Genomic DNA, 17,118 nt, shown 5'->3' on the forward strand with positions numbered 1-17,118 from the left:
TCCAACTACTTCTTACCAAACTTCGTTTGCGCTAACTCCATAAAGCGCTCTTGCAACACGATCACCAATTCTTTACAGCCAAAGGGCTGAGCGAGCACGGCTCGCTTGATCTCCTTCTTCATCCGCTTCACTTCATCGGCCTTGCTGAAGAAATCGATGATCTCGGTTGCCTCCTCCAGCATCTGTACCAACAACTGGGTGGTAGACTTAACCGCTTCGGCACTGGCTTCGTCCATCAGCTCCATCTCGCTGTGGTTGGTTACCTCAGCCATCAAGATGTTGTAGAAGGCGTATTCGGTCTGCGACAGCCCAGACTCCTCTGCGCCCTGCACCCGGTCACTCTCGATACTGGCCACCAAATTAAGCAACAGTTGGTACTGCTCATTCCACTTACCCGCCGTCTTCTCGATGATGTCCCGCAGACGCAGACTCAGCGACTTGTAGTACTCCGGGTCCTCCTCGAGATTCACCGTGATGTGATGCTTGATGGCACTCTCGATCTCCGACGCCTTAGACTCATCCGACTTTACCTGCGCCAATTCATCCTTGAAGTTGGCCGCCAGCAAGTCGACCGGTGGGATCTTAGGGTCCACCCCAGTGCTAATGATGTGTTCATCCACCAGCTTGCGCACCTTCTCACCCACACCGGTCAGGTCCAGCGCTGGATCTCGGTAGCGGTTTCGCGCCGCATTGTGGATCTTCCCCAGCACCTTCATGTCACCAATAAAGGGGGCAGCCGCCGCATCCGGCAGGACGATGTTCATCTGTTTGGCAAAGCGCTTAAACGCCATCTCAAACTGGGCGCGGACGCTCTCCTCTTTCAGTGCCAGCACACACAGATCGATGTAATCACCGTCATCGCCCGGATGCTTGATGTCTTTGAAGAATCCCTTAGCCAAGGTGTGTGTTGCCTTCAGTTTGGGGATTTCATCCTTCAAGCTCTCGTAGGTGCCCTCCACATCCTCGCTGCTGAACAGCTCCAGCGCCTCAGTCAGATAGTCCGCCAGCCCGTAATAATCCACCACATGGCCACAAGGCTTGGCTGCCTTGCTCACCGGCGAGGTACAGGTGCGGTTCACACGGGCGATGGCCTGCATCAAGGTATGGTCCTGCAGCTTGCGATCGATGTACATCACCTGAGCAATCGGCGCGTCAAACCCGGTCAGCAGCATATCCTTGACGATCAAGAACGCCACCGGGTTCTCGGTCAACGGTTTCTTAAAGGCACTGATGACCTGCTTTTGTTTGGCTTTATCAGTGTACTTGGCCAGATATGGCGGATCGTTATGATCGCCGGAGATGATCACCTCAGACGGTGGTGCGCCTAACTCATCCAGCGTCTCCTTAAACTTCACCGCCGCATGGCGACCGCCCACCACAATCATCGCCTTATAGCCATCGGGCTGGATATGTTCGCGATAATGTTTGAGCAGGTCGAGACACACCCAGCGAATACGGGCAGGCGCTTCGCGCACCGCCTTCTCCACCCCGTACTTCTTCTTGATCTCCAACTGCTCCTCTTTCGAGTACTCGCCAAAGTACTCCTCGAACAGCGCATCCAGTGACTCGCCCGCCACCTGGTTTTTCACCTCGCGGCCCTGGTACAGCAGGCGCACCGTCGCACCGTCATCTACCGCCTCGTTGATCTTGTAGGCATCGATGTAACCACCGAACGCCTGCCCCATCTTCTGGGTCTTCAGCAGCGGGGTGCCGGTAAAGCCGATCTTCGGCGCATTGGGCAGCGCCTTGTTGATGGTGGTGGCCAGCCCGCCAAACTGGGTACGGTGTGCTTCATCCGCCAGCACGATGATCTTGTCGCTGGGGTTGAGATCGACAAACTCGCTCTGGCTCTGCTCTTTCTCCAAGTCGAGAAACTTCTGCACCATCGCCGTCACCAAGTCGGAGCTATCCTTTTTCAGCAGCGCCTTGAGATCCGTCACCGAACCGGCGTTATGCACCGTCTCGCCCTGCGCCGCCATAAAGGTGTTAGTGAGCTGCTCATCCAGTTGGGTCCGATCGGTGATAAACACCAGCTTGTGGCTTTTCAACTCAGGGTCGCGGCGGATCTTCACCGCCAGCATCACCATAGTCAGCGACTTACCCGAGCCTTGGGTGTGCCACACCACCCCCGATTTGGCTTGGCGGTCGGTACCACATTTAAGCCGCTCAATTACCTTGTTTACTGCTCGGAACTGCTGGTAACGCGCAACCTTCTTGATGATGCGCCCCTCGTCCGGCTCAAACAGTACAAAATTCTGGATTATGTCTAGGAAGTTGGCGGGGCTGAGCATCCCAGCGATTAGCCGCTGCTGCGGGGTCACTGCCATTAGCGCTTCAAAGTCTGCGCCATATTGCGGGCTGGCTTCGGCAACGTGCGCTAAGGATGCGCCTGCACCATCACGTTGAACGACGTCCGCAGACTGCGCTACAAACTGGGTGACATTGGCTTGCGACAGTTCGGCGTCTGTAAAGGGATAAGCATCCTTCCAGTCGCCATAGTGCTGCGGACCGGAGCTGATGGTACCAACCTTGGCATGATCTCGGCACAGGGTGATCATCAGTTGGTTGTACCAAAACAGGCGCTGCGCGCCCTCTTCCTCGGCAAAGCCCCGCAAGTTGGCATAACGCCGAAGCTGCTCGATACCGTCACCCACGGGATTGGTGATGTAAGGCGACTTGCACTCGATTACCACCAGCGGCAACCCGTTCACAAAGCCAAGGATGTCGGGGATGATGTTCTGCGCCCCCTCCACCTTGAACTGGCTGGTGCATAGAAACTCGTTGTTGGCTGGGTTGGCAAAGTCGATCAAGGTAACCGTCTGGCCCTTGCGCCCTTTACCCAAGTCCTGCTCCACGGAAATACCTTCGCCACACAACAGGTTCCAAAGCGCCTGGTTGTACTCCATCAGCGCCGCATGGGTGGGGTGAGTCAGCTCCCGCATCACCTTGCGCAGATTCTCCGGGCTGATCCATGGGTTCAGTCGCTGCACCGCCGCTTCCAACCGCTTCACCAACACCACATCTCGCAGTGCTGCCCTTTCTTGGCTCGGGTGCTCCGGCGACAACGCCACACCGTCCACATAACGCCAGCCTAATGACTGAAGTTGTGCGAGTGCGGGGAGTTCTACCTTATTGAGTTCGTCCTGGCTCATAGCCTTTTTCTATTTTTGTCTTTTAGGGGCCAATCTTGCCAGAAACACCGCACAGATTGCGCCACACCGCATCAATAAATGACACATCCATCTTCATCGAAAAATTGCAATTTGGACGCGCTCCCCCCCACGGCAAGCCACAAAAACTTGGGCACTATCGGAGGTGTTGGCAGGGGCTCCTGCCAGTGTCATTCAAATATGGAGATAAACCATGAGCCACAAGAAAACCCCGATGACCCCCGCAGCAGCCGCGCGGATACAACGCGCTGTTGCCAAGCAGCAAGGCGGTACAGTTGTCAGCAATAGCGTGGCAGCACGAGCGCAAAGAGCGGCGGCAAACAACAACACTGCGCAACAGGTTCAGACCAACGAACTCAATCGCAGCAAGCAGCTCAATCCAAACAACAATGAATACTGGAAGTCCCATGGCTTCAATCAGCGTCCCAAAGACTGGGAGCAACGCATTGAACAAGGTAAAACCAAGCCCTAATCACTAGCACACACCTTTGGCCGCCAAAGCTTACATTTGGTCTTAGCTATTGGCGGCTTGCTCCAACTGCTTATCCAAATGATGCTGGTAGTACACGGGATAACGGGCCAAAACGTCCTCAAAGACACCAGCCACTTGCGTGATGTTTCTAACATCATTAAGAGCTTGGTGAGCCAGTTGCTTCACAAAACCATCAAGGCCAATGGCAATTTTGCAGAGTATTACCAAAGGACGGTTATCCGCCGGTTGCACCGGTCTAGAAACATTGGTGATAAACAACTCAAGTCGTTCAAAGCTGGGCAAGTCCTGGTGGCTCCGCCACTTCTTTAGCACATTGTAATGACGGTCGGAGTCACTTTCATAAGACGGATTACTGGGGTCACTATCGATTGGTATGTAGCGGGCAAAGTCACGTTCACCGATAGGCTTCCCGTGCAACACCGAAGCGGCACCTTGCAGTTCACGAAGCAGCGCCCCAAAGCACGTGGTAGGCTTGCCTTCTTTATCCGTAAAACTGCTGAGTGCTCGGCACAACAACCAAGGGCGAGCGCGCAGTGTCTCCTCACTGGCTTCGATTTGCATAACACAGCCGACTTCGTAGGCAGAGATCATGTGCAGATAAAAGTCGAACATTAAATGCAGACACGCTGCCAACAGAGGTACCCTTTTCTCTGCTTCTAGCTCATGCCACTCCCCTTTATTGGATGGAAACCTCTCCATGGCATCCAGCTGTGCTTGAGGTACCAGGCTGTTCTTTTGCCAGTAAGGCTTGATGATGTGCCAATGAACGGTTCGCTCATCGTGCCCAACCTGTTTTGCTTTCACAAAAGCACGTGCCAACTCGAATAATTCGATATCTTGTTGGGCCCTCTTCTTAACAAACTGTAAAAGTGGCCGTAGCTCGGTGGGGGGGGGCCCTTTTACTGCAGGGCTGCCGGTAAATGCCACGCCCACCGCAACCGATAGCCAGTTAGATGCGTTAGATCGAACCTGTTCTGCTCGCCCAATAAGGGCAGACTCTGGTACATCAAATATCGCTTTCATTGGCTCGGCAACCGACATAAACCAATCACGAAATTGTTCAGCAGACTTGCGACTAATACCTTTTTCCCCAGTGAGGTTGGCAATGCTGCCCTTACTGAGCCCATGACTTAGTCCACTGTGGGATTCCATCATCTTGAGCATGAACGAGGGAGACAGTTTTAACCCAAGTAGGGCGGCAAACTGATTGACAGGGGGCAGAAATAGGTGGTTAACCTCGAACACCTTAAAGCGATACTTGCCATCACTGTCCCCCCAGTCTTCTAAGGCGTTCGCCAATCCTACGAACGGATCATAATGGTCGCTGGTTTCACCTTGCTGTTCTGGTTGTTTTACTTGGGACTTGCCGTCATCAGCACACATCATTCTTCCCTCTTGGCAAGTGTTCTCCGCCAGCTTAAGCGCCTGAGTAAAATGGCCAGCGGACGCATAAAAGTCGCTGGCCAAGCGCGTTACAAATAACGTGTTTAGTTGTTGCTATCGACCATGACCCGCACCTTACCGGTGAGCAGGTCTTGCATAAGGGCTTTCTTTGTTGCCTTATGACCGTTGTTCTTCCGCTGCATAGCATTGATGCGCCCATCGATACTGCGGATTGCTCTAGCAATAATTTTTTGCTCATGAATCGGCGGGATGGGTGAGAGGATTTTTCCTATTTCGCTTAGGTAGATACCTGGCTGCGCCGTCTGGTTCACACGGTCCCAAAGCCTACTCTTAAAGTCTGCGCTCTCAGAATAAAAGCGCAAAAAATCGGCATCCAATCTTGTTTCATGTCCCCGAATAACAGCAACACTGCGCTGCAAGGTGAACGTCGGAAAGCCCTCGGGCACCTGGCAGACCTTACCGACCGTTGCACCGACAACGGCGAGCAATAAGTCTCCGGCTTCCGGCTTCCACTTTGCATGCATCTTCTCGTAAAAGTCCTCAGATACATAAGTGTCATCATCCAAGAGAGTGAACATGCCGTCTTTCATGTTTCGGACGCTTAATAGTGGAACGCCCTTTGGTACTCGCTTGGGAGGAAGGTGAGTCCCATCTTTGATCAAACTGCATGCATCTTTAAGTTCGAGCACCTCCCAATCCTCTGGGATCGCCCCCAGCTGGGAATCCTTAAAAGCGGTGGTGCCGTCGCCGGTTCGATAGTTATCCGGCGTCGGGGACAGCAGCTCCTGCATCAACCCGGTTTTGACCGCCTTGAGCTTGTCGATCTGCGCCTGCGTCCGCTCAATCACGGTATCCACCGAGGTTAGGATCTCAGCGATTTTGCGCTGCTCGGGGAGGCCTGGGTAGAAAACTGGCAGCTCTCCGATTTCTTTCAGACCCAGATCTGGCACGCCAATGCTTTGAATTCCAAACTTCAGACGCCACTGCATATAATCTGAACGCAAAAACCACAGTAAATAGGTAGGGTCAATGGCGCAGGCAGGCCGTATTTGACACAGACTGTGTAAGATTGAGAAATCGTAAAAGTCGCTTTCCAGAAGGTATGATTTCCCCAGCCCAGCACCAATTCTGGAAAAAATTATGTCTCCAGGCCGCAAGTCTGTTTTCTTGCAATTCTTAGCGTGGGCTTCACGTGAAATATACTTGAGCTTGGTCAAGTCCAATCGCATGTTAGCATCTAGATTTGTCGGCGATACAATAGGAACCCCATCGCTGCTATCGACATACTTTGGCGTCGTGTGGTCCCTATCCGCAATCTTCTCTGTTACCTTCGACAACTTGGCTAATTGCCAGCCAACCGGAAGCATCTGCTCTGGGTTTCTCCAAAGTTCTTCCATAGACTCTGTTTTAACCATTGAAGTTCTAGAGTGCGCTGAATCTACTTCTATGAGCACTTTCTCACTCATAACCCAGCTCCTTCAGATAGCTATGCATCGCCTGTTCGGCTTCGGTCACTTGGGTATCCAGTTGGTCCAGCGACACGTGATACTTGTCCCACCAGCGCTCTAGCTGGACAATCACCTTGGCCTCTGCGTCGATGCCTGCCTGCTCAATCTGCTGGCGGATCTGTGCCTTCTCGATGATCTCCGACTTAAATTGCAGGTAGCCGTCAGTTTTGTGTTCCAACACAGCGGAAACGTCGAAGCCATCCAGCACCGCATCTTGGATATAGTCGTCATTCACCTCACGTAGCGGCACACCACCGTGCAGCAGAGCGCGCACATCAAAGATCTCCGCTGGTGCAGAGGTATCGGCGTAACGGCGGATATTGAGGTTGTAATCGTTCTCAGCGATCTCAGACAGTTCCACCACTTTGGAATAACGTGGGATCTCGGCGTACTGCTCGAAAGTCTCGACGATCTTGGTGATGTCCTGCGGGCGCAGCTTGTTCTGGTTTTTGCCCTCTTCATACTCCAGCTCGGCGTTGATAAACAGCACCTTGCCTTTGCGCTCGACGCGCTTGGCTTTGTTGATGATCAGCAGGCAAGCCGGAATGCCGGTGCCGTAGAACAAGCCGGACGGCAGCCCCACTACGGCTTCCAGTAGGTCATCTTCAAGAATGCCCTGACGGATCGCCTTCTCACTGGAGCCTCGGAACAATACGCCATGTGGCATCACCACGCCCACCATGCCCTCGGCATTGGTGCTGGCGATCATGTGCTGCACGAAGGCCAGATCCCCGGCATCCTTCGGTGGTGTGCCGTAAGGGAAGCGGCCAAAGTTGTCGTTGTCTGCCTCGTCCTTGCCCCACTTCTTCAGTGAGAACGGCGGGTTGGCGATCACCCGGTCGAAGGTCATTAGTGTGCCGTGCTGGGTATGCTGTGGCTCGCGCAAGGTATCGCCCTTGCGGATATCCGCGCTCATCACCCCATGCAGGAACATGTTCATCTTACAGATGGCCCAGGTGTTGAGGTTCATCTCCTGGCCGAACAGCGACAGGTTGGCGGGATTCTCCCCATGACGAGCCAAGTAGTTGCGGGTCTGCACCAGCATCCCGCCCGAACCGGCGGTGGGATCATAAATACGCATCCCGGCATGGGGCTCCAACAGAGACACCAACAGTTGCACCACCTCACCGGGGGTATAGAACTCGCCACCCTTCTTACCCGCGCTATCGGCGAACATCTTGATCAAATACTCGTAGGCGGTGCCCAGCAGATCGGGCCGCTCGAAATCGGCGTTACGCAGACGGTATTTGCTGAAGTGAGACAGCAGATCCCGCAGTTTCTTGTCGGACAGCTTGTTCTTGATGTTGAAGTCGATGCTGGCCAGCACCCCTTCCAATGATGGGTTGTGTTCTTCAATCGCGTCGGCAGCGGTGTTGAGCGCTTCACCAACGTTGTGCTTCAAGTCTTTCAGCTGCGCCCAACGGGCCTTCTCTGGGATAAAGAAAGTGGCGTCGTACTCATCCTCATCCTGGGCGAGTTCCAGCGCCTGCGCTTCGCTTTTACCTTTAGCAACGTAATGCGCCACCACCTTTTCCTGTTCCTCGTCAAAGGCATCGGATAGGCGCTTCAAGAACATCATCCCGAAGATGTAATCCTTGAATTCAGAGGCATCCATATTGCCGCGCAGAATGTCGGCGGCTTCCCACAGGAAGGACTCAAGCTGTTTCAGCGAAAGCTTGTGAGGCATCGTAACTCCATCAGAGACTGGGGCCGGAGAAGTCCCGGCGCAATGCCCGACATATTACGGCGGTGGCAGTGGCTCGACAATCAACTGGCGGCTATTGGGCGGCAAACCAACCAAGTTTGTAGTTAGCTCGCACTTATCCACAGGCACCGATTCTGCCAACCTAGTCAGCCGGATCGCTGCGACATTGCGTTCGAACATCATTTTTTATCGAGGTCTTAGAAATACCACTAAATTGACCAAAGCATCGTAATCCATGGTATGGATATTCAAGACATCTTCAGATGTCATCAGACCAAACCGAAACAAAACGGAAACCTCGATGTTGGATAACAACACCTCCTATCGCACCACCGGAATCAAAGTTAGTAGTGGTTTATGCGGCGTTGGCAAGAAGCCTACTCAATGGGCAAAAGACCAAGATGAAATCATCAACCCTCGCCCTGAACTCGCCGACTTGATGAGCAAACTGCTTCAACGCGCAGGGATCGCAGTGGATGCTCCGATCAATTATCTGGCACGCAGCCCTTATGGCGACCCCTACGGCGTAGTTGACAGAAGTTATGCACTGGTTCGCATCATGGGTCGGGTGCTTACCAAGCACGAGGCTTCAGCGGCAGACAGCCAAGCTATGGTCGATGCGGTTGAAGAGGTGATTGATGCCAGGGTGCAAGCCAGTCTCGCCGTGTTGGACGAGATTGAAGACGGAATGCCCAGACAGGTATCAGCATTGCACAACATCGTTGGCTCCCTGCTTGAGTTGGTCCTTCAGTCAGGCAATTACGGAAGTCAGGCGGACGTGACTGCCGCTATCCGTGCCAAGTACCGGAATAAACATGGGCTATCTCAACGTAATCTCGACAAAGTATTCGGTCGCGCCAATCAAACCTTAGCTCGAGCCTGAATGCACCAACGACTCTACTGCAAGTGCAGTAGCTACATGATCCGAAAGCCGTTTTAAACGGCAAACTGGCAGCCATTGTCCCCGAGCCACTCAGGAGATCCAGACATGGCTGCCAACATCATTCGCTTATCCGCTATTAAGTCCAAAGTAGGCCTTTCCCGCGCCAGTATTTATGCGCAAATCAAGGCCGGCACCTTCCCCAAACAGATCAAAATTGGCCCACGCAGTGTTGGCTGGGTCGAGTCCGAAATCGATGCATGGCTTGAACAACAGATGGCCAAGCGCGGTTAAGGACAAACGAACATGACCGAAACTCTGTCGATCGTAAACGATTGCACCTTTCTGTGGTGCAACAGCCTTACTGCCACTGGTGGCTTTGAACAAGCCAGTTTTAGTGATCTTATCGCGGCTGTTGAAATCCCCACGACTTATCAACGTAAGCATGATCTGCCGATATTCTTACCGACTACCGCATTAGCCAAAACCAAAGAGGCAGTAGAAAAGGCCAATGCCCAAACCGCCCTGATTTTGGATTTAGATGAAAATGCTCCGACTGCTTGCGAGCTAAAAGCACAACTTGATGCGCTGGGATGCACTTATCTGGCGTATAGCACTTACTCAAGCACGGCCGAATTGCCGCGCTGGCGGGTGGTTATCCCCCTATTGGCACCGGTCACGGTAGAACGATGGCTGCAATCGCAACGATTTTTGGCTGCGCAGTTTAACGCTGATGAGTGTTGCACCCGCATCCAGCAAGTGAGCTTTGCCCCCGGCGTCCCAGCGAACGGCGAATTTGAATATCTGCTGGATGAGCGACAACCATTACTGGATATAACTAGCCCGCAGTGGTTGGCCCACATTGGCGCAGATCGTGAGCCGCAAGATGTAAAATCGTCGCCACAATTGAAGCCTATCAGCAACGCCGGTATAGATCCTTTTTATGCCACCATCAAGTCGTGTCACTCGCTGCCAGAGTTATTGCTGCAATACGGTTTTAAACGCGTTGGCGATAAGTTCTTAGCCCCTGAAAGCACCAGTGGTCAAGCCGGTATTGAGCTGTTCGATGATTTACAATCTGGCTTGTGTCACCACAGCAGTTGCCCACTGCATAATGACGGCGGCCGTTTTGATGCCTGCGATGTCTTGTTGCACTACCGCTACGCCGGTGACAAAGCCACCATGTTAAAAGCCGAAGGTCTCGCGTTAACTCCAACGCTTTCTGCAGATTTGGCGCACAACGCCCCGCAACAGCAAAAGCCGCATCGGGATTTTGCCCAAATACTTGGCGGCAATCAGTTGGCCAAACTGGGTGAAAGCATTGCTAAAGAGGCGCAGCTGCCGGTCAATACCGCCATCTTGATCACATTAGGAATTGCCAGCGCCCTATCCAGTGCGGCTTACTGTCTGCAATATCCTAATGGGCAACGATTAGGGGGCGGCCTGTATCTCTCCGCAGAGCAGCCGCCCGGCGTAGGCAAAAGCTGGGTTGTGAGAACCTTGATTGTTCCAGTCCAAGAGGCTGTCGCCAAACTCAACAGCGATTGGGCCAATTGTCACGACACCACCAACGATGACTCATCGACATCAGTGCCGCGACAACTACGAATGTTTCTATCTAATGCAACCCCTGAGGCCATTGAGCAGCAGATGCTGGTGCCAAACTCAGGCTTCTTTAGTCTTGCCAGTGCCGAACAGGGGGTAACCAATCTGCTGCTTGGCACAGGTAACAAAGACCGCTGCAACGACAATGATCTGCTGTTAAAAGGCTTCAACGGTGAATGGCATAGCTCAGCCCGGATCACCCGCAGTGGCTTTGAAGGCTATGTCCACGGCACCATTACCGTACTCGCGCAAGATGGCACCATTGATACCATCTTGGGCCAATCCAATGGCCTTGGTATTGCCGAGCGTTTTTTGCTGTTCCGCGAGCCTAGTCTACTAGGGCACCGCCGCTTCGATTTAGCTGAAAAACAAACTCGCAACATTTATCTGGATCGCTACTACATAGCAGTCAACGCCATCACGGCACAGATAGGTCGACTGGATTCAGCGCAACTAAACAGCCTAATCCCGCTGGCTATCACCGAAGCCGGATGGGCCAAAGTCAATGCCTACCGACAGCAGATTGAACCTCACCTCGCCGACGGTCAAAAGTACAGTCACAGTATCTTGCGCGGCGCCTTTGGCAAAGCTGACATGCAGATCATGAAGTTGGCTGCCGTACTGCACGTGTATAACGAATGGATGCTGAAAAATACCATCGCCCACAGCATTGATCTGCAGTGGATCGATGCCGCCATTGAACTGACTGATGCCTTGCTAAGCGGTTTGGTCGGTTTGCTCGAGGATAAGGGCGAAATCGGTAAAGACGCCGAATGTGACACTGTGATGAAGATGATCAAACACGGTAAGTGCTATACCGAACGCGAGATAATCAAAAGCCGCATCAACGTAAAGCCATTTAAAACTTATTCCAACAATCGATCCGAGTTTGTTCGCCAAGCTGTAGCACGCTGCGTCGCCAATGGTGATCTCATCCAATTGCCGTCTGGCAGTCACGGATTCATCTATCGCTGCCCATAGCCAGTTTGTTTAAACCAGTGGAGAGGCGCCCTCTGCTGTTAGCCAAACTGTCGATGGTTGTCTCAATCTTGTCGTAACGAATAAAACCCTCATCATGCCCACTACATCGGCCTTTGCGGGGCAATGTCGTATTTGTCGTACGATTTTTACGACATCTCCGTTCTATAAGCATTTCAGCAGTAAAAGCCTACGGCACACTTACGACAAGCTGCGACAAATTCAATTTGGGTCAAATTTTGGAAAATTTTGCCCGCCACATATAAATAAAGAGGCATCCCCCATGCCACTTTGCAGCCTCCCCTACCCCTACTCAACGATCCATAAACGCCATTAGCTAAGCAACTTGCCCGTCTTAACAGCACAAAAAAGGGCTATCCCAGCACTGGAATAGCCCGTGTTAGCAACAACATCAATCAGAATTACTGGCTAAAAGTGCCATAAATAATCGCTTTTTGCATCAATTTAGCCGCTGACCAATGAACCGGTACCCGTTAATAGGAACTCCCCCAGCTTGGCCCGTTCAATATGGGCACTCCACCAGTCCATCATCACTCGGCGCCGCTGCAAGTAATCTGCACGGTTATACGCGCGCCGCACTTCATTGCCGTCTTGGTGTGCTAACGCCGATTCAATAATATCGGCATCGAAACCTTGCTCGTTTAAGGTGGTACAGGCCAATGAGCGCAGGCCGTGAGACACCAGCTCACCGTGATAGCCAAGGCGCTTCAATGCCGTATTGGCGGTCTGAGAACTTGCATGGCCGAGAGGGTCGCCGCGCTTAGGAAAAACATAAGGACGAGTGCCGCTAATTGCATGCAGCTCTTTGAACAGCGCAATGGCTTGCGCCGATAGCGGGATCTTATGCTCTCGCTTCATTTTCATCCGTTCGGCAGGGATCGTCCAAAGACCTTCCGAAAAATCAACTTCATGCCATTGGGCTTCGGCTAACTCATTCGGCCGAGTCATCGTGTGCAGTTGCAACTCGATCATTAGCCGAGTCTGTTTGGTTAGCGAACTGCCATACAACTTACCCATCAGCTCAGGCAGCCGCTCCGGCGCGATAGACGGCATATTTTGAGGCTTAGGGGTGGCGAACGCCTGATTGATACCAGTTAGGTTGTTGGCATCCACATAGCCAGTGTTAGCCGCGTAGGTCATCAGCTGATTCAACACTTGGCAGAGACGCTTAACTGTTTCCAGATTGCCAGCGGCTTCGATTGGCCGAAGCACTTTAATCACCTCTTGGCGAGTCAATTCGGTGATCGGTCGCTCCCCTATGACTGGCAGCACGTGCAGCTCGAGCCGACGCCAAATCTTATCGGCCTGCTCGACGGAGACCTTGGTGCGCTTTACCTGCAACCATTCCAGCCCCACCGCGCTTAAAGTCGCCTGCTTGGCATCGAGCTGTAACGCTTGTTGCTCAAGTTTGTGTTCCTTGGGATCTGCGCCCAGTGCAACTAACTTGCGTGCTTCAGCAGCTAGGTCCCGCGCTTGCGCTAACGACACATCTGGGTACGCACCCAATGCAAAGTTAGTCCGTTGCTTTGTTAGAGGCTTGGCATAGTTAAACAGCCAGCGTTTGGCTCCTTTTGGACTAACCCTCAAGCGCAAGCCACCACCATCAACCAGTACATATTCCTTGCCGGTGGCTTTGGCGTTCTTGACTGCGGTTGCGGTCAACGTCTGCTTTGCGTCACTCATTTTGGTACACGACCTCTTCCTTTTGGTAACTCGTGTACCAAATCGTGTACCAAAAAATGCTGGCTGTCCATGGATGCCACTGGACGACCACAGATACAAAAAAGCCCCAAAGCCATGAATAATAAGGCTTTGAGGCTAATTTTATCGTCCAGAAAAATCCGACGAAATCTATATATGGTGGCCCCTGGGGGACTTGAACCCACGACCAAGCGATTATGAGTCGCCTGCTCTAACCAACTGAGCTAAGGGGCCTGATTATCTGTCACTGCGCTGCGGTTTGAACGGCTAATGCAATGAACTGCGAGCGATTATACTGGCTGAAATTTCTGATGTCACCAGAGCAACCGGCTCGGATCTGGCCTTAGGCTGCCAACTGCTGAGAAAAACAGCAATAGTAAAATCAAGGGCTTGAGTTAACGAGCTCGCAAGGCGACCACCGTTGGCTGCAGCAGCTTCTGCCGTTTTACCCGCAGCTGTAGGAACTGCCAAAAATCCTCTGCGGACATCGGTTCACCATAATAAAAACCCTGCGCCCGCTGGCAACCATGCTGTTGCAGGTATTCGGCTTGCCAAGAATGCTCTACCCCCTCGGCCACTACTTTTAAATCGAGCGCCTTCGCCATCGCTAAAATGGCGTGCACCAACGCCGCCTGTTCGCCCTGTTGCGAGATCTGTTTTGGAATAAACGAACGGTCGATTTTCAAGATGCTAAATGGGAAACGGTGCAGGTAACTTAAGCCACAATAACCGGTGCCAAAATCATCAATAGCCAACTGAATGCCCATTTCGGTCAGCACGCTGAGCTGCTGGGCAAAGGCAGCGTGGTTTGATAACAACAGGCTTTCAGTTGCCTCAAGCACCAGTTGTTGCGCCGGCAATTCGCTGTGTTCCAGTGCCTGATAGATGTGACTTAGTAAGATGTTGAACTGCTGAAACTGCACACTAGACACGTTCACTGACACCGTTAACGGCGCCAACTGCTGCCAACGTTTGGCTTGGTCACACGCTTGCATTAGCACCTGTTTGCCAAGTTCAGCCACCATGCCATTGCGCTCGGCAATGTCGATAAACTCTAACGGTGAGATAAATCCAAGCTCAGGATCATGCCACCGTGCTAGGGCTTCGGCACCGATCACCTGTTGGCTGGTAAGGTCAATGATCGGTTGATAGAACACCGAGATCCGCTGATTGGCCAACGCATTACGCAATTTGCTTTGCAGCAGCATTTTTCGTCGCAGTTTTAGCCCCAGTTCGGCATCGTAAAAACAGAAGCCATTGCGGCCACGCTCTTTCGCGCGGTATAACGCTTCGTCGGCACGCTGGAATAGTTGCTCGCCACTGTCACCATCGGCTGGATAAAACGCCATGCCAACACTGGCACTGACGAAGAATTCATTGCCGTTGAGGATAAACGGGCGTTCGAACAGTTCTAACAACGATTGCGCCAATTCGGTCGCCTGCTCGACCTGCGCCAGTTGCGGCACTACCCAGAAAAACTCATCACCACCAAAACGCGCCAAGGTGCTGTGCGGCGTTTGCAGTGCCGCCAGTCGGCGTGCGCATTCACACAATAACTGATCGCCAGCGGCATGCCCTTGGGTGTCGTTGATATCTTTAAAGTTGTCGAGATCGAGCATCATCAACAGCACCGACTCTTCGGCAGCGGCGGCCTCGGTCAACGCGGCAGTCAGCGCCCGTTGCCCAGAGTAACGGTTGGCCAGCCCGGTAAGGCCGTCATTATTGGCCTGATGCTCCAAGCGCAGCTCGGTGTCTTTGCGGCGAGCGACTTCAAGCTCCAGTTCCTGGTTTTTCTGTTTCAATTCAAGTCGCTGGTTGGCACTGCGAGCAATCTTGGCTTGTAATCGCAGGTGACGATTGTAGCCCCACAGCACAAACAAAAATGACCCCAACACCGCCACTCCAAAGACCCCGGTGGCAATCATAAACCGACGCGAGGTCAGCAACTGTTGCTCGGTCAGCGGCTCAAACCAGCCCTTAACCGTCAACGGGGCACCGGCGACCGGTTGTTGCACCTGATAGAGCAACTCCGACTTATGCAATTGATCGGAGGGTAATGAATTCCACGCTAATAGGTCACCAGCCGGGGTGGTTAGCGTCACCCGACTGTGTTTGGAAAGCGCCTCAAAGCGGGTAAGTAAGCGCTGCAGTGTACGTTGATCCAATTGCGCCACCAGCACCGCATGGGGTTGATCATAGTGATACACCAGCATCAGTTGCAGTAACTGCGGTTGGGTCTCGCCGGGGATAACCTGCAGGTAGCTGCTGCCGCGAGGCTTGACCAATAACGCAGCGAGATTTAGCCGCTGCAACTCCTCACTGGCACCGCCGGTATCCGCCAGCACTTGGCCATTAAGATCCAGCAGTGCCAGCCGCTGATAGGCCTGTCGATCGCCAATCTGCATCCGTTGTCGCTGCTGCAATAGCAGATTAACTTTGTGCAAACTGGTTCCCAAACCGTAGGACATCGACATTCCCAGCGCCCGATTCGATAAGTAGCCATAGATCGCTTTGTCTTGCACCAGATCCGCCAACGCCAAAGCGCTGCTGTCGAGCAGGTAGCTCAGCTCGCGACCATACTGCTGAATGCGGACATCAAATTGGCTGTTTTGATGGGATCGCAATTGCTGGTGGCCTTCAATAACAAACAGAAACAGACCGACCAGATAAGCGGTAACGAGGGTTCCAAGGGCAAGTAACTTCGCCCCAATGTTGAACTTAGGCGGTTTGATCATTGCGCTTGAACGATGCCATCAAAAAATTCAGGAAAGGTGTAAAACATCGATGGATAATATTTCTGCACCAGTTGCAGATAGCGTCCGTCGGTTTTTAATTGTTGCAGGTATTGATTAAACGCTGCTGTCAGTTGTGGCGTATTTTGCCGAAAGCCGGCCGCCATCTGTTGTTGTAAAGAGATAGGCCCGATGACTTTAATCTCCCCCGGCCATTTATCGAGGGCGATGATGGTATCCGGCACATCCAAAATGGTGGTTTGCGCCATGCTATTGAGGATCGCCGGCACCATCTCATTCAGTTGCAGTGCGGTTCGCGGCAACACCACCGTCGCATTGGTTTGATGTAGCTCGTTAAAGCCCGGATCCAGGCAGGTGTGTTCCATCGCCAGCACCGAGATCCCGGACATCAGGGCGCGCACCTGATCGATATCTTGTTGCTGATCACCGCTGGGCGCGATCGGCTGGATTGGCGCATCGCTGCGAGCCACCAACCACACCGCAGATGGGAAATAGGGATTCGAAAAGGTCAATAACTCAGCTCGCGAAGGCAATATGGTTAAGCCATTGGCAATCACATCGCCGTTGATGCCATCGCAACCGCTGTTAACCCCATCACCAACGAGATCGCTGACAAGCGTTGGCCAACCACTGGCGACATATTGATAATCGACCCCCAAATATTCGGCGAAGCCACGGATCAATTCGACATCCATGCCCTGCGGTTGGCTGCCCTGAGCAGTGGTTTGCAAGCTAACAAAATTGGCATAGGGCACCCCCAGATGGCGTAACACCCCAGCCTGCTTGACCTGTTGCAGATCACACACCGCCGCCGCTAACGGCATCATCAATAAACCGCAGGCCAGCACGACCCCGCGATATAAGCCGAGAAAACTCATTCCTATCCCTAAAAAAGGGGCT

General features: G+C 52.9%; 11 protein-coding genes and 1 tRNA gene. 4 read left to right on the forward strand and 8 right to left on the reverse strand.

Features of this window, described 5'->3' with window-relative positions:
- Positions 1-5 precede the first annotated feature (5 nt).
- Positions 6-3,152, reverse strand: a complete 3,147-nt coding sequence (locus G506_RS0116330) for a type I restriction endonuclease subunit R (protein WP_028117806.1) — start codon at positions 3,150-3,152, stop codon at positions 6-8.
- A 211-nt stretch (positions 3,153-3,363) separates the two neighbouring features.
- Here G506_RS0116330 and G506_RS20010 point away from each other — a divergent pair, with 211 nt between their 5' ends.
- A complete protein-coding gene (locus G506_RS20010) occupies positions 3,364-3,642 on the forward strand; it encodes a hypothetical protein (RefSeq protein ID WP_035387442.1) in 279 nt (92 codons plus the stop codon).
- A 42-nt stretch (positions 3,643-3,684) separates the two neighbouring features.
- Here the strand turns inward: G506_RS20010 and G506_RS0116340 are convergent, their stop codons facing one another.
- From G506_RS0116340 to G506_RS0116350, 3 genes are read right to left on the reverse strand one after another with little or no spacing between them, the layout of a single operon-like run.
- Complete coding sequence (locus G506_RS0116340) at positions 3,685-5,130, reverse strand: hypothetical protein (RefSeq protein ID WP_028117807.1); 1,446 nt, start codon at positions 5,128-5,130, stop codon at positions 3,685-3,687.
- Positions 5,131-5,150: 20 nt separating this feature from the next.
- Positions 5,151-6,533 carry a restriction endonuclease subunit S gene (locus tag G506_RS0116345; protein ID WP_028117808.1) on the reverse strand — a complete coding sequence of 461 codons (1,383 nt, stop codon included), beginning with the start codon at positions 6,531-6,533 and terminating at the stop codon, positions 5,151-5,153.
- A complete protein-coding gene (locus tag G506_RS0116350; RefSeq protein ID WP_028117809.1) occupies positions 6,526-8,262 on the reverse strand; it encodes a type I restriction-modification system subunit M in 1,737 nt (578 codons plus the stop codon). Before G506_RS0116350 ends, G506_RS0116345 begins: the two co-directional genes overlap by 8 nt.
- A gap of 319 nt (positions 8,263-8,581) precedes the next feature.
- Here G506_RS0116350 and G506_RS0116360 point away from each other — a divergent pair, with 319 nt between their 5' ends.
- The 3 genes from G506_RS0116360 to G506_RS0116370 all read left to right on the forward strand — a co-directional run bounded on the left by G506_RS0116360 (position 8,582) and on the right by G506_RS0116370 (position 11,746).
- On the forward strand, positions 8,582-9,163 hold the full coding sequence (locus tag G506_RS0116360) for a hypothetical protein (RefSeq protein WP_028117810.1): 582 nt from the start codon (positions 8,582-8,584) through the stop codon (positions 9,161-9,163).
- A gap of 105 nt (positions 9,164-9,268) precedes the next feature.
- Positions 9,269-9,454 (forward strand): helix-turn-helix transcriptional regulator, encoded by a 186-nt coding sequence (locus tag G506_RS0116365; protein WP_028117811.1) that lies wholly within the window; start codon positions 9,269-9,271, stop codon positions 9,452-9,454.
- Positions 9,455-9,466: 12 nt separating this feature from the next.
- Positions 9,467-11,746 (forward strand): DUF3987 domain-containing protein, encoded by a 2,280-nt coding sequence (locus tag G506_RS0116370; RefSeq protein ID WP_028117812.1) that lies wholly within the window; start codon positions 9,467-9,469, stop codon positions 11,744-11,746.
- Between the two features lie 462 nt (positions 11,747-12,208).
- On the opposite strand, the gene G506_RS0116375 is transcribed toward G506_RS0116370, so the two are convergent.
- The 4 genes from G506_RS0116375 to G506_RS0116390 all read right to left on the reverse strand — a co-directional run bounded on the left by G506_RS0116375 (position 12,209) and on the right by G506_RS0116390 (position 17,096).
- Complete coding sequence (locus G506_RS0116375) at positions 12,209-13,447, reverse strand: integrase domain-containing protein (RefSeq protein WP_028117813.1); 1,239 nt, start codon at positions 13,445-13,447, stop codon at positions 12,209-12,211.
- Positions 13,448-13,622: 175 nt separating this feature from the next.
- Positions 13,623-13,699 (reverse strand) — tRNA-Ile (locus G506_RS0116380).
- 161 nt (positions 13,700-13,860) lie between these two features.
- Positions 13,861-16,200, reverse strand: coding sequence for a putative bifunctional diguanylate cyclase/phosphodiesterase (locus G506_RS20020; protein WP_051202207.1), 2,340 nt, complete (start codon positions 16,198-16,200; stop codon positions 13,861-13,863).
- Entirely contained in the window at positions 16,197-17,096 is a 900-nt protein-coding gene (locus G506_RS0116390; protein ID WP_028117814.1) for a transporter substrate-binding domain-containing protein, read from the reverse strand. Before G506_RS0116390 ends, G506_RS20020 begins: the two co-directional genes overlap by 4 nt.
- Positions 17,097-17,118 lie beyond the last annotated feature (22 nt).

Origin of the sequence: Ferrimonas senticii DSM 18821 (genome assembly GCF_000422665.1) — a bacterium.
Lineage (GTDB): Bacteria > Pseudomonadota > Gammaproteobacteria > Enterobacterales > Shewanellaceae > Ferrimonas > Ferrimonas senticii.

What these genes read in the sequence shown, in the direction of transcription:
- G506_RS0116330 (WP_028117806.1), bottom strand. Translation starts at nt 3,152, where the DNA reads ATGAGCCAGGACGAACTCAATAAGGTAGAACTCCCCGCACTCGCACAA.
- G506_RS0116345 (WP_028117808.1), bottom strand. Translation starts at nt 6,533, where the DNA reads ATGAGTGAGAAAGTGCTCATAGAAGTAGATTCAGCGCACTCTAGAACT.
- G506_RS0116375 (WP_028117813.1), bottom strand. Translation starts at nt 13,447, where the DNA reads ATGAGTGACGCAAAGCAGACGTTGACCGCAACCGCAGTCAAGAACGCC.
- G506_RS0116350 (WP_028117809.1), bottom strand. Translation starts at nt 8,262, where the DNA reads ATGCCTCACAAGCTTTCGCTGAAACAGCTTGAGTCCTTCCTGTGGGAA.
- G506_RS0116390 (WP_028117814.1), bottom strand. Translation starts at nt 17,096, where the DNA reads ATGAGTTTTCTCGGCTTATATCGCGGGGTCGTGCTGGCCTGCGGTTTA.
- G506_RS0116360 (WP_028117810.1), top strand. Translation starts at nt 8,582, where the DNA reads ATGTTGGATAACAACACCTCCTATCGCACCACCGGAATCAAAGTTAGT.
- G506_RS0116370 (WP_028117812.1), top strand. Translation starts at nt 9,467, where the DNA reads ATGACCGAAACTCTGTCGATCGTAAACGATTGCACCTTTCTGTGGTGC.
- G506_RS0116365 (WP_028117811.1), top strand. Translation starts at nt 9,269, where the DNA reads ATGGCTGCCAACATCATTCGCTTATCCGCTATTAAGTCCAAAGTAGGC.
- G506_RS20010 (WP_035387442.1), top strand. Translation starts at nt 3,364, where the DNA reads ATGAGCCACAAGAAAACCCCGATGACCCCCGCAGCAGCCGCGCGGATA.
- G506_RS20020 (WP_051202207.1), bottom strand. Translation starts at nt 16,200, where the DNA reads ATGATCAAACCGCCTAAGTTCAACATTGGGGCGAAGTTACTTGCCCTT.